General features: G+C 62.7%; 10 protein-coding genes. 2 read left to right on the top strand and 8 right to left on the bottom strand.

The annotated features are described in order from the left end of the window. Positions 1-16: 16 nt before the first annotated feature. From MSKU9_RS12275 to hrcA, 6 genes are all read right to left on the bottom strand, one after another. Positions 17-787 (bottom strand): MotA/TolQ/ExbB proton channel family protein, encoded by a 771-nt coding sequence (locus tag MSKU9_RS12275; protein ID WP_141261702.1) that lies wholly within the window; start codon positions 785-787, stop codon positions 17-19. 88 nt (positions 788-875) lie between these two features. Further along, positions 876-1280: a hypothetical protein gene (locus MSKU9_RS12270; RefSeq protein ID WP_227001065.1), complete on the bottom strand. Its 405-nt coding sequence runs from the start codon at positions 1278-1280 to the stop codon at positions 876-878. Between the two features lie 164 nt (positions 1281-1444). Continuing rightward, positions 1445-2576 (bottom strand): peptide chain release factor 2 gene (gene prfB / locus MSKU9_RS12265; protein WP_141261701.1). Its coding sequence is split into 2 segments (ribosomal slippage): positions 1445-2506 and positions 2508-2576, totalling 1131 coding nucleotides; the frame shifts between segments, so codons are not numbered across the junction. Positions 2577-2641: 65 nt separating this feature from the next. Further along, positions 2642-5206 carry a penicillin-binding protein 1A gene (locus tag MSKU9_RS12260; protein ID WP_141261700.1) on the bottom strand — a complete coding sequence of 855 codons (2565 nt, stop codon included), beginning with the start codon at positions 5204-5206 and terminating at the stop codon, positions 2642-2644. Between the two features lie 110 nt (positions 5207-5316). Continuing rightward, positions 5317-6204 (bottom strand): aldo/keto reductase, encoded by an 888-nt coding sequence (locus tag MSKU9_RS12255; protein WP_141261699.1) that lies wholly within the window; start codon positions 6202-6204, stop codon positions 5317-5319. Between the two features lie 116 nt (positions 6205-6320). Continuing rightward, positions 6321-7400: a heat-inducible transcriptional repressor HrcA gene (hrcA, locus tag MSKU9_RS12250; protein ID WP_141261698.1), complete on the bottom strand. Its 1080-nt coding sequence runs from the start codon at positions 7398-7400 to the stop codon at positions 6321-6323. 145 nt (positions 7401-7545) lie between these two features. On the opposite strand from hrcA, the gene rph reads away from it, so the two are divergent. After that, the gene (rph, locus tag MSKU9_RS12245) at positions 7546-8274 is read left to right on the top strand and encodes a ribonuclease PH (protein ID WP_141261697.1); all 729 of its coding nucleotides are present in this window, start codon (positions 7546-7548) and stop codon (positions 8272-8274) included. Beyond that, the gene (gene rdgB, locus MSKU9_RS12240) at positions 8271-8888 is read left to right on the top strand and encodes an RdgB/HAM1 family non-canonical purine NTP pyrophosphatase (RefSeq protein WP_141261696.1); all 618 of its coding nucleotides are present in this window, start codon (positions 8271-8273) and stop codon (positions 8886-8888) included. Before rph ends, rdgB begins: the two co-directional genes overlap by 4 nt. Positions 8889-9047: 159 nt before the next feature. Here rdgB and MSKU9_RS12235 read toward each other — a convergent pair whose 3' ends face one another. Next, entirely contained in the window at positions 9048-10466 is a 1419-nt protein-coding gene (locus MSKU9_RS12235; protein ID WP_141261695.1) for an NAD(P)H-dependent flavin oxidoreductase, read from the bottom strand. Between the two features lie 94 nt (positions 10467-10560). Next, positions 10561-12696 (bottom strand): polyribonucleotide nucleotidyltransferase, encoded by a 2136-nt coding sequence (gene pnp / locus MSKU9_RS12230; protein ID WP_141261694.1) that lies wholly within the window; start codon positions 12694-12696, stop codon positions 10561-10563. Positions 12697-12822: the final 126 nt, after the last annotated feature.

Raw genomic sequence — 12822 nt, 5'->3', positions numbered from 1 at the left:
TGCGCGGGTAGCGGGCTTATTCAGCGACGTCGTGCGTTTCATGGCGATAGCCGCCCATCAGGATCGACTGCACGTCAGCAGCGAAGTTGCGGACCTCATCCAGCGCGCCCTTGTTGCGGCGGACCAGCATGTTGTAGCCCAGAACCGCAGGCACGGCGGTGCCCAGGCCGATGGCTGTCATGATAAGCGATTCACCAACCGGACCGGCAACCTTGTCGATCGATGCCTGACCTGCAATGCCGATGGCCGTCAGCGCGTGATAGATACCCCAGACGGTCCCGAACAGACCCACGAACGGCGAGGTCGAACCCACGGTGCCGAGGAAGGCCAGGCCACCCTGCAGACGGTTCTGGATGAAATCCACCGAACGCTGGATGGACATGGTGGTCCAGGAATGCAGATCGATGGTTTCCTGCATCGTGCCTTCGTGGTGTTCGGCGGCCTTGATGCCGGTATCGGCAATGTAGCGGAAGGGCGATGCGGTATCGAGCAGTGCCGCGCCTTCCTTGATATCATGGGCAGGCCAGAATTTCGCCTTCACTTCCTTGGCGTCCTTCAGGATGCGCGCCTGCTCAAGGAACTTGGTGATCATGATGTACCATGTCCCGACAGACATCACGACCATGATGATCAGCACGGTACGGGCAATGAAGTCACCATTCGACCACAGCGCGCCCAGGCCATACGGGTTGGAATCGGCAGCCGCCGCAGGGGTGGCGTAGGCAAGGGCGGGCAATGCAGTCAGCAGCGCGGCCGCGATGACTTGATTACGATGCTGTCGGGTCATTTACCTGAAATCCTCTGACGAATAGGGCCATGGGTCTGGCCTGCAACACATTTCATGACTGTTATCTGACCAGTCCGGGAGATGAAAATCAATCCACCTGTATCGATTTCGGAACAATTTCCGGCATGTGGACCCGTCGGTCACGCCCGATGACGGGTGCGGGAATGACGGGAACCACCGGCTGGACCATGACCGGGCGCACAGGCGGGGGCGCGGGTGGTGCGGGCGGCATCGGTTCGGGAATGATCCGCAGCGTCACCGGCGGCAACGGGCGATAGGGTTCGGGAAACATGGGTTTGGCCTTGGGCCGCAACCCATAGGCCAGCATCGACAGGACAACGACATGGACCGCAATGATGACACCCACCACGCGCACGTACGGCGTACGCCGTCGCTGCCTGGCCGCATAATCCAATCCCATGACTTCGTCAGACCACATGCCATTCCCGTCCAGACGCCACCAGCCAGCGCCCTTGCCGGGCCTGCGCGCCATTAATTGCCAGACCATGATTGGGCGTGGTCGGGACGTATGTGTCAAGCACGATATGCAACAGGTGCGGAACAAATTTCCTGTTGTGGAACAATGGTTCCCACCCAAGCATGAAAAACCCCACGACCGAAAGTCGTGGGGCCTGTTCATAAGCGGGCCGTACCGGGTTACTGCGCCTGCGCGCTGGCTTCCGACCGGGTCGCCCCCACGCGGGCGGCAAGGGCGGCGGCCATGAAGTCATCAAGATCACCATCCAGAATGGCGTCCGGATTGGTTTTTTCCACGTTGGTACGCAGGTCCTTCACCAGCTGGTACGGAGCCAGCACGTAGGAACGGATCTGGTGCCCCCAGCCAATATCGGTCTTGTTCGCCTCGGTCTGGGCGGCGGCAGCTTCGCGTTTCTGCAGTTCCTGCTCGTACATGCGCGCCTTCAGCATGGTCATGGCCGTGGCGCGGTTGCGGTGCTGGGAACGGTCGGTCTGGCAGGCCACCACGATCCCGGTGGGGATGTGGGTGATGCGGATGGCCGATTCCGTCTTGTTGACGTGCTGGCCGCCCGCACCCGATGCACGGAACGTATCCACGCGCAGGTCGGCTTCGTTGATCTCGATCTCGATCGAATCATCGACCACCGGATAGACCCACACGGATGCAAACGACGTCTGCCGCCGTGCCGCCGCATCAAACGGCGAGATACGGACAAGGCGATGCACCCCCGCCTCGGTCTTCAGCCAGCCATAGGCATTCGGACCGCTGACCTGGATGGTGGCGGACTTGATCCCGGCCTGTTCGCCTTCCGAGCTTTCCATCATGGTCACCTTGTAACCATGCTGTTCAGCCCAGCGGGTGTACATGCGCAGCAGCATTTCGGCCCAGTCCTGCGCTTCCGTCCCGCCTGCGCCGGCGTTGACTTCAAGGTAGCAGTCATTGCTGTCCGCCTCCCCCGAAAGCAGGCTTTCCGTCTCTCGCCGCTTGGCTTCTTCCGCAAGGGCGCGCAGGCTGGCCAGCGCTTCGGCCACGACAGCCGAATCGCCTTCCATTTCCGCCAGTTCCGCCAGTTCGATCGTATCGTTCACATCAGCTTCAAGCTTCTGCACGCCCTCGATCTGGTTGGCCAGCAGCGTACGCTCGCGCATGAGCTTCTGGGCGGCTTCGGAATCATTCCACAACTCGGGGTCTTCGGCCCGGTTGTTCAGCTCCGCCAGGCGGTCGATTGCGACATCCCAGTCAAAGATGCCTCCTCAGCAGTGCCACCGACTGCTTGATCTGGTCGTTCAGGGCCTCTGTCTCGGCAGACATGGGCTTGCTCCTCGCTCAACGGTAAACAATGCGGGCATGCACGCGGGCACCCGGCATAACGGGCGTCAATACAGGCCGCCCATGCCAATGTCACCCCCGGAAGGCTGCGATGCGGCGGGACCGGACGGCGCCACGGGATGACCTGCGGATGTGCTGCCATCCCCCGCCACTGCCGGATTACCGGGCATGGTGGCCATGTCGGTTTCGGAATCAGGCATGTTTTCAGCACCGGTATCCGCTGCTGTCAGCGCCATGCCCGAACCCGCGCCAAGATCAACACTGACGCCCGGCACCTGTCCGGGCTTGAAGGCGTCAATCGCCATGCCCATCCCTGTATCGTAACGGGCCAGCTGCACCCCATCGGGCACGCGGAAATCAAGGCGCGGGCGGGTAGCGAGCGCCGCCTTCATCACCTGGTTCCAGATCGGGCCGGCGATCACGCCCCCGGTCTCGTTCCTGCCCAGCGACTGCGGGGTGTCGAACCCGATCCACACCACCGTCACCAGATCGGGGGAAAAGCCCGCGAACCATGCGTCATTGAAGTCCTGGCTGGTGCCGGTCTTGCCCGCGATGGGCCGCTCAATGCCCGCCCCCGCGCGCACGCCGGTGCCGCGGCGCACCACATCCTGCATCATCGCCACGATCTGGCTGGCGGATGTGGCCGATACCACCTGTGGGCGGGTATCCTCCATCTGCGGGCCATCGGCGGCCATGCTGCCAGCCTTCCACGTCATGCCATCGGGGCGCCATACGACGTTGCCGTTGCGGTCCTTGATATCGTCAATCAGGGTAGGCGTGACCAGCCTGCCGCCATTGGCGATGGTGGCATAGGCGGCGGCTTCGCGCATGACGGTGGTTTCCACCGCACCCAGCGCCGCAGGCAACACCAGCGGCATGGAATGGACAAGGCCAAGTTTCTGGGCAAGGTCCGCCACCGGCTTCATGCCGATCTGGGCGGCAAGGCGGATGGTAACAAGGTTGCGCGATTCCCGCAGCGCGTCATGCAGCGTGGTCGGCCCCCAGAAATCCTTTTCATAATTGTTGGGATGCCATTCGCCATAGCTGACGGGGGAATCATCGAATTTCTGCGAAGGGGAAATCCCCTGCTCCATCGCCGCCAGATAGACGAAGGGCTTGAACGACGATCCCGGCTGCCGCGCCGCCTGCGTTGCGCGGTTGAACTGCGATTCCCTGAACGACCAGCCGCCCACCATGGCCATGACGCGCCCGGTATGCACATCCACCGTGGCCAGCGCCCCTTCCACGCGCGGCACCTGCCGCACGGCAACGCCGCCGCCATCGGCCTGTGGTTCGATCAGGATCACGTCACCCACCTGCAATCCCTTGCCGGTGCGCATCCATGTCCGGTCGCGCGCCAGCAGTTCACCGGTATGGGGAATGACGGGATCACGTCCTTCCAGCCAGCCCACGCGCCCGGTGGCGGGCGACAGCACGACCGCGACCCGCCACTGTTCCAGCATGGCGGCAGGTGCCGTGACATGGGCCAGCACATTGGCCCAGTCCCCGCCTGCGTCGGCTGCATCGATATGCGTGAACGCGCCGCGCCAGCCGCCATGCGCGCGGTCATAGCGCAGCAGCCCGTCGCGCAGCGCGGTGGTGGCCACCTGCTGCAGATGGGAATCAAGCGAGGTATGGACCGACAGCCCACCTTCCATGGTGGTGCCGATGCCGTAGCGTTCGATCAGTTCACGACGCACCTCCTCGGCAAACCATTCGGAACCGGGAACGGGGCCGGGGCGGGTGAAGTTGGCGGGCACCAGCGGCTCCTGCTGGGCCGCGCGCGCTTCTTCCGGCGTTATGACCTTCAGGTCCGCCATGCGGTCCAGCACCCAGTTGCGCCGGTTGGTCGCCGCCTGTACGAAACGGTGGGGGTTGTAGTTGGTGGGCGATTTGGGCAGCGCGCCAAGGAAGGCGGCCTCGGCATTGTCCAGCTGGTCCAACGGCTTGTTGAAATAGGTCTGGGCGGCGGCCCCGATACCGTAAGCCCCTTCGCCAAGATAGATTTCGTTCAGATAGATCTCAAGGATCTGTTCCTTGCTAAGCGTCTGCTCCAGCCGCATGGCCAGCAGTGCTTCCTTGATCTTGCGATCGATGGAGACCGCATTCGACCCCAGCAGCATGATGCGTGCGACCTGCTGCGTGATGGTGGATGCCCCGATGGGACGGTGCTTCGTCCCGTGCATCATCATGTCGGTCAGGCCCGCGCGCAGGATGGCCATCGGATCGACACCGCCATGGGTGAAGAATTTCTGGTCTTCCGCCGCAAGGAAGGCATCGCGTACGCGTTCGGGTATGGCGCTGTAGGGCACGAATATACGCCGTTCCGCCGCCAGTTCCGCCATGACCTGATCATCGCCCGAATACAGGCGGCTCATGACCGGGGGCTGGTAGGTGCGCAGGCCGTCAACCGTGGGCAGGCCCTCGCTCAGACGTTCATATTCCCCCCATGCCAGAAGGGCCGCCCCACCGCCACCAAGCAGCAGGACGGCAAGCGTGGTGCCTGCAAGCCAGCGCACCATACGGTAACGTGGGCGGCGCGGGCCGCCGGCATCGGGGCGTGTGGGTCCATCAATCCGGCCATCGCGGCCTGATCCGTCAGCAAGCGTCATCCGGTATCCAATAAGGAAAGAAAGGGGCCGTTCTGTGTCGAGGCCCCTGTCTAGCATTGTCCGCCGCCGCCGTCGCCCCCGATCCGCCAGACCGGGGGCCTGCCGATCCCTTATGCGCTGTTACGGCTGGCCCATTCCGCGCGTCCGTCATTATCAAGCTGCTGGAATTCCTCATGGCTCAGTTCAATGACGGCGGCCGCCGCATTATCGGCCAGATGGTCGGGGCTGCTGGTGCCGGGAATGGGCAGCATGACCGGCGCACGGCGCAGCAGCCAGGCCAGCGCGACCTGTCCGGGCTGCACGCCTTTTTCACTGGCCAGACGGGTCAGCAGCGTGTCCCCTTTCGTCAGGCTGCCCGCCGCCAGCGGCGCCCATGGGATGAAGCCTATATTTTCCTTTGTGCAGTAATCCAGCACGTCTTCCGAATAGCGGTTGACGAGGTTGAAGCGGTTCTGGACGGTGGCGACGGGAAAATACAGCCGTGCGCGCTCGATCATCTCCACCGTCACTTCCGACAGACCGACATGGCGGATCAGCCCCTGCGCGCGCATGGCCGCAATCGCCTCGAACTGCCGCTCGGGCGTGCAGTCGGGCCCCACGCGGTGAAGCTGCCACAGATCAATGCGTTCGACCCCCAGCCTGCGCATGCTCATCAACACGCACTGGCGCAGGTAATCGGGATTGCCCACCGGCTTCCATATGTCGGGACCATGGCGCGTATGCCCGCCCTTGGTGGCGATAATGGTGTCCGTGTAGGGATGCAGCGCCTCGCGGATCAGGTCTTCGCTGACAAACGGGCCATAAGCATCCGCCGTATCGACGAAGTTTATGCCCAGTTCCGGCAGACGGCGCAGCGTGGCGAGTGCCGCAGCCCGATCGGCGGGTTCTCCCCATATGCCCTTGCCCGTAATGCGCATGGCCCCGAAGCCAAGCCGTGTGACCTCCAGGTCACCACCAATCATGAATGATCCGGACTGCCTTGCATCGGGTGTAAACATGCCATTTTCCTTACGCGGTGCGGGCACGCCGTGATCACTGTGGTCAGGACGTGCGGTTGCTGTCTGCCAGGCATAAGGCCACCCGCGCGAGTCCGGTTGCATGAAACCCCCGCAGTTCAGCCCAGCATGCGCCCGATCACCCGCGCCGTGTAATCCACCACGGGAATGATGCGGGCGTAATTGATGCGCGTCGGCCCGATCACGCCAATCGCGCCCACGATGCGGTTGGAATCCGTGCGGGCCGGGGCGACGACCACCGACATTCCCGCCATGCCGAACAACCCGCTTTCGGCACCGATGAAAATCCGCACCCCTTCGGATTCGCGTGCAAGGTCCAGCAGGCGCAGCATGGTTTCCTGTGTCTCCAGCCGCTCGAACAGCATCTGGATGGTGGTCAGGCGCTCGATTTCCGTTACATCGGCCAGCAGACGCCCCTGCCCGCGTATGAACAGGGTGCCGCCGCGTTCATCGGCATCACTCCATGTCGCCAGCCCGCTTTCCACCACTTCAGCCGTCAGATGGTCCAGTTCGTTGCGGTTGGCGGTCATGTCGGTGCTGACCGTCTCACGCAGGCGATCCAGCGTCTGGCCCGACAGATGGGCGTTGAGGTAATTTCCTGCCTCCACCAGCGCCGAGGGCGGCAGGCCGGGCGGCGTCTCGATCACACGGTTTTCCACCTGCCCGTCCGCACTGACCAGGATAACCAGCGCGCGCCCCGGACCAAGGGCCACGAATTCGATATGCTTGATGGTGGTACCATCGCTCTTGGGCGCCATGACCAGACCTGCCGCGGATGACAGGCCCGACAGCATGGACGACGCCTTGGCCAGCATGTCCTCAAGCGAACGCCCCTTGACGTCCAGCATCCCCTCGATGCTTTCACGTTCTTCCTCGCTCAGGCTGCCAAACTGCAGCAGCCCATCGACAAACAGCCGCACGCCCTTTTCCGTAGGCAGCCGTCCTGCCGAGGCATGCGGCGAAAACAGCAGCCCGGCATCGGTCAGGTCCGCCATCACATTGCGAATCGTGGCTGGCGACAGCGACAGCGGCAGGCGCTGCGACAGGGTGCGCGACCCCATCGGCTCACCCGTTTCGACATACTGCTCCACGATTTCGCGCAGGATCGCGGCAGAACGCGCATCAAGCCCGGACAGCAGGGCTGGCTGCGATACCTGTGGTCGGTTTTCCATCGCCATGCCTCCTGTGTTGCACGTATCCATTCCATGCGGACCATCCGCATCCCCATCCTAGCAGATCCTGCCATGTCCTGCCCACGCGGGACTGGAAATAGGAACGGGTTGCAGGCTATGCCGCCCCATCACCTTGCGGAGTTTTACGCCCATGCGCCCATCCGGCCGTGCCATAGACGCCCTGCGTCCCGTCTTCATCCAGCCCGGCTTCGCCCACCATGCCGAAGGGTCCGCCCTGATCCGCATGGGCGGGACCGAAGTCCTGTGCGCCGCCACGATCGAAACCCGCGTGCCTTCCTTCCTGCGCGGCAAGGGACAGGGGTGGGTCACGGCGGAATACGGCATGCTGCCGCGCGCCACCCACAACCGGGGCCAGCGCGAAGCCGCAAAAGGCAAGCAGACCGGTCGCACACAGGAAATCCAGCGCCTGATCGCCCGCGCCCTGCGCGCGGTGGTGGACCTGAAGGCGCTGGGCGAAATCTCGGTCACGGTGGATTGCGACGTGCTGAACGCCGATGGCGGCACGCGCTGCGCCGCCATTACCGGGGCGTGGGTCGCACTGCGCCTGGCGCTGGAAAAACTGGTGCGCAACGGCACTTTGCCCGCCCTGCCGATCAAGGGACAGGTCGCGGCCATATCCTGCGGGCTGACGGATGACGGCCCGGTTCTGGACCTGGACTACAGGGAAGACAGCACGGCCAGCGCCGACGCCAATTTCGTCCTGACCGCCGATGGCGGGATTGTGGAAATTCAGGGCACGGCGGAAAAGGATCCCTTTACCGAAGCCCAGTTCAACACCCTCATGCGGCTGGCCCGTACCGGCACGGCTGAACTGTTCCGTATCCAGACCGCTATTGTGGAAGAGGCACTAAAGGCATGAATATAACCCCTACCCGCCTGAACCGTGGCGACACGCTGGTACTGGCGACGCATAACCGGGGCAAGATCGCGGAATTCGCGGCACTGCTGGCAGGATACGGCATCCGTGTCGTCTCGGCTGGTGATCTGTCGCTGCCTGAACCGGAGGAAACCGCCGACAGTTTTACCGGCAATGCCGCCATCAAGGCCATAGCTGCGGCAGAAGCCGCCAACCTGCCCGCACTGGCCGATGATTCGGGTTTCTGTGTTGCGGCTCTGGATGGCGCGCCGGGCGTCTTTTCCGCCCGCTGGGCTGGTCCGGAAAAGAATTACCCCGACGCCATGCGCCGCATCCATGACCAGATGGGCGATACCCCCGACCGCAGCGCGTGGTTCATTTCCGTCCTGTGTCTTGCATGGCCTGACGGGCGGACCGAAACCTTTGAAGGGCGCATTGACGGGCATGTCATCTGGCCGCCGCATGGCGAAAACGGTCACGGCTATGATCCCATCTTCGCCCCCGGCAGCGGCACCCGCAGCTTTGCGGACATGAGCGATGTGGAAAAGAACACCATCAGTCACCGCGCACTGGCTTTCGCGCTATTCCGTGACACCTGCCTGCCCGCGACAGCATAAGAGAAAAAGTTTTTGGTGAAGCTTTTTTCAAAAAGCTTTGAAAACGCCGCCTTTTTGAAAAAACGGCGACACCTAGAAACTTCTATTGTTTTTTATAATGAAAAAAGGCCGGTCCCCCTTACGGGATCCGGCCTTTTTCACATGGTACGGACCACCGGCCTAACGCCCGGTCATGATCCGTTCCAGCAGTTGCGCCACGGTGGGCACGAAGCCATTGGCATAGAACGGGTCGGTCGCGAAACGCCATGCGTTGGTGCCACCGAACATGAGGTTGTGGTCAATGACTTCCGCCTGATCCGGCCCATGGGCATGGGCCGCCGTCTGCAGCGTTTTCTGGATGCAGTAGGAACGCGGGTCCGCCTTGTGCCCGTTGGAATAGGCGGGCGGCTTCTGTGACCAGTTGGAAAAGCGGCATTCCGACAGGCAACCCATGCATGCCCCCTGATCGGCCAGGATTTCCCGCGCCCGTTCCGGGGCCACGAACACCAGCGTATTATCCGGCGTGCGCATGGCCTCGGTATGGCCTTCTTCCGTCCACAGCCGCGCACGCTGCGCATCAGCCGGGGTGACAAAAACCTGCCGTCCACGTGCGCCGATGGCCAGTGCCGCCGTGTGTTCGCCCAGTAATTCAGGGGAGAACGGAATCTGGCGTTCCGACCGCCCCCGCAATTCGCGCAGGAACGAATTGTTCACCGCCGACGAATAGAAGCCGGTGGGCGAGAAACGGTTAAGGAACACATCCCCTTTCTTCAACGTCAGCAGGCGCTGTTTCCACGCATCGGGAATCGGGCTTTCACGCGTCAGCAGTGGACGGGTGCCAAACTGGAAGACGATCGGCCCGAGTTCGGGGTTATCGATCCAGTCCTGCCATTCCTCCAGCCACCATACGCCACCGGCCATGATGATGGGGGTGTCATCCAGACCGAAGGCCCGCATCTGCTTGCGCAGCGCCAGCACGCGGGGAAACGGGTCTTCCGGCGCCAGCGGGTTTTCGGTGTTGGACAGGCCATTATGACCACCCGCACGCCACGGATCTTCATATACCACCGCACCCAGCAGCTCACCCGTCTTGTGGTACGAACGTCGCCACAGGGCGTTGAACGCACGGGCGGACGATACGATGGGATAATAATGAATGCCGAACCGCGCCGCGATTTCCGACAGGCGGTACGGCATGCCCGCACCACAGGTCAGACCCTGGATCATCCCCGGCGCACCTTCCAGCACGCCGTTTATGACACGTTCCGCACCACCCATTTCCCACAGGATGTTGGCATGGATACGTCCCTTGCCGCCTGCGATTTCATGCGCGATGCGGGCCTGCGCGATCCCGCCACGAATGGCGTAATCGATCAGTTCCTCGTGCCGCTCGCGCCGTGTTTTACCATGATAGACCTGAGGGACGACGTTGCCATCTTTATCATAGGAATCGGCATTCACGATCGAGACCGTGCCAGCCCCCCCGGCTGCCGCCCAGTGCCCGGCGGATATGCCGGTTGAGATCGAGACGCCCTTCCCCCCTTCGACCAGGGGCAGAATATCCGTCCCGCCCATACGGATCGCATTGATCGGCTTCATCACCATTCCATCGTCATGTGTCTGCCCGCGCAGCGGGGTATGCCCATACCAGGCACATCCCGCCGCCGGGTGTCATACAGGTCGGCGCCGCGTCTTAGCGCGCGGGCGCACGACCGGGCTTCGCGCCCACTGTCTCGGTGATATCGGCACCGGTTTCCTGATCGACCACGCGCATGGACAGCTTGACCTTGCCGCGATCGTCAAAGCCCAGCACCTTCACCTTCACCTCGTCTCCCTGCTTGACGACATCGGTCGTCTTGGAGACACGGCCCTGCGCCAGTTCGGAAATGTGAACCAGCCCGTCACGGGGGCCCAGGAAGTTGACGAACGCACCGAAATCGGCGGTCTTGACGACCTTGCCGTTATAGATGTGGCCCACTTCGGGTTCCGCCACGATGCCACGGATCCGTTCGATGGCCTTTTCGGCCTGATCGTCGGACGACGCGGCGATCATGATCGTGCCGTCATCGTTGATGTCGATCTTCGCACCCGAATATTCAACGATCTCACGGATAACTTTACCACCCTGACCGATCACGTCGCGGATCTTTTCCTTCGGAACCGAGATCGTGGTGATCTTCGGTGCGGAGGACGAGACATCCGTGCGGCCTTCAGTCAGCGCCTTGGCCATTTCACCAAGGATGTGCAGACGACCCTGACGGGCCTGACCCAGCGCGATCTTCATGATTTCCGGCGTGATGGACGTGATCTTGATGTCCATCTGCAGCGCGGTCACACCCTGCTCGGTGCCCGCCACCTTGAAGTCCATGTCGCCCAGGTGATCTTCATCACCAAGGATGTCGGACAGGACGGCGAAGTCCTCGTCTTCCTTGATCAGACCCATGGCAATACCCGCGACCGGGCGCTTCAGCGGCACACCGGCATCCATCAGCGCAAGCGAGGTACCGCAGACGGTCGCCATGGAGGACGAACCGTTGCTTTCCGTGATCTCGGACACGACACGCATGGTGTACGGGAAGGTATCCTTGCCCGGCAGCAGCGGGTGGATCGCACGCCATGCCAGCTTGCCATGACCGATTTCACGACGGCCGGGAGAACCCATACGCCCGCACTCACCGACCGAGAAGGGCGGGAAGTTGTAATGCAGCATGAAGTTGTTGCGGTATTCGCCTTCCAGCGCATCCACGATCTGTTCGTCCTGACCGGTACCAAGGGTCGCGACCACAAGGGCCTGCGTCTCGCCACGGGTAAACAGGGCGGAACCGTGCGCGCGCGGCAGGATACCGACTTCGGACACGATCGGGCGGATCGTTTCCAGATCACGGCCATCGATACGGAAACCGGTATCCAGCACTTCGGTGCGGACCACGTCGGCTTCCAGATCCTTGATCATGGGCCTGGCGGCGTCAGCATCGGCCTCACCGATCTTGGCGAGGATGGCTTCACGGGCTGCGGCAACCTTCTTGTAACGCACCTGCTTGGTGCGTTCCTTGTAGGCATCGGCAATCAGGGCGCGACCGACCTTGTCCACCTTCTTGCGCAGCTTGATTTCCTCAGCCGTCGGCTCGGCCAGATCCCACGGGGCCTTGGCGGCACTTTCGGCCAGGTCGATGATCGCATCGATCACCGGCTGGAAGGCTTCGTGACCGAACGTCACCGCACCCAGCATCACGTCCTCGGACAGTTCCACTGCCTCGGACTCGACCATCAGCACACCTTCGGACGTGCCGGCCACGACCAGATCCAACTCGCTTTCCTTGAGCTGGGAAATGGTCGGGTTCAGTACGTATTCGCCATTGGCATACCCCACGCGGGCCGCGCCCACAGGGCCGAAAAACGGAATGCCCGACAGCGTCAGCGCAGCCGAACAGCCGATCAGCGCCACGACGGCGGGGTCGTTTTCCATGTCGTGGCTCAGCACGGTGGCGACGACCTGCACTTCATTGCGGAAGTTTTCGGGGAACAGCGGCCGGATCGGACGGTCGATCAGGCGGGAGTTCAGGACTTCGGCCTCGCTCGGGCGGCCTTCGCGCTTGAAGAAGCCACCGGGGATCTTGCCCGCGGCGTAAGCCTTTTCCTGATAGTTGACCGTCAGCGGGAAGAAATCCTGCCCCGGCTTCACGCTCTTGGCGCCAACGGCCGTGCACAGCACCACCGTATCACCATAGGTTACGACAACCGCGCCGTCGGCCTGGCGGGCGATCTTGCCCGTTTCCAGCACCAGCGGGCGGCCGCCCCATTCGATTTCCTTGCGAAAATAATTAAACATCCAGACAACCCTGTCCGTTGACTGCCGCAATGCAGGCGGGCCGGACATTGGAACGTTGATGGCAGCGCCTCGGACGGCATGGAGTGATGACGGCACATACCGCCAGAACACCATGTGGCCTGAAAC

Origin of the sequence: Komagataeibacter diospyri (genome assembly GCF_006538165.1) — a bacterium.
Taxonomy (GTDB): Bacteria; Pseudomonadota; Alphaproteobacteria; order Acetobacterales; family Acetobacteraceae; genus Komagataeibacter; species Komagataeibacter diospyri.
Note: the sequence above shows the minus strand (reverse complement) of the source record. Positions and strands in the feature narration are given on the sequence as shown.

Excerpts from the sequence above, each read along its gene's own strand:
- MSKU9_RS12275 (WP_141261702.1), bottom strand. The coding sequence starts at position 787 with ATGACCCGACAGCATCGTAATCAAGTCATCGCGGCCGCGCTGCTGACT.
- MSKU9_RS12270 (WP_227001065.1), bottom strand. The coding sequence starts at position 1,280 with ATGGCGCGCAGGCCCGGCAAGGGCGCTGGCTGGTGGCGTCTGGACGGG.
- MSKU9_RS12260 (WP_141261700.1), bottom strand. The coding sequence starts at position 5,206 with ATGACGCTTGCTGACGGATCAGGCCGCGATGGCCGGATTGATGGACCC.
- MSKU9_RS12255 (WP_141261699.1), bottom strand. The coding sequence starts at position 6,204 with ATGTTTACACCCGATGCAAGGCAGTCCGGATCATTCATGATTGGTGGT.
- hrcA (WP_141261698.1), bottom strand. The coding sequence starts at position 7,400 with ATGGCGATGGAAAACCGACCACAGGTATCGCAGCCAGCCCTGCTGTCC.
- rph (WP_141261697.1), top strand. The coding sequence starts at position 7,546 with ATGCGCCCATCCGGCCGTGCCATAGACGCCCTGCGTCCCGTCTTCATC.
- rdgB (WP_141261696.1), top strand. The coding sequence starts at position 8,271 with ATGAATATAACCCCTACCCGCCTGAACCGTGGCGACACGCTGGTACTG.
- MSKU9_RS12235 (WP_141261695.1), bottom strand. The coding sequence starts at position 10,466 with ATGAAGCCGATCAATGCGATCCGTATGGGCGGGACGGATATTCTGCCC.
- pnp (WP_141261694.1), bottom strand. The coding sequence starts at position 12,696 with ATGTTTAATTATTTTCGCAAGGAAATCGAATGGGGCGGCCGCCCGCTG.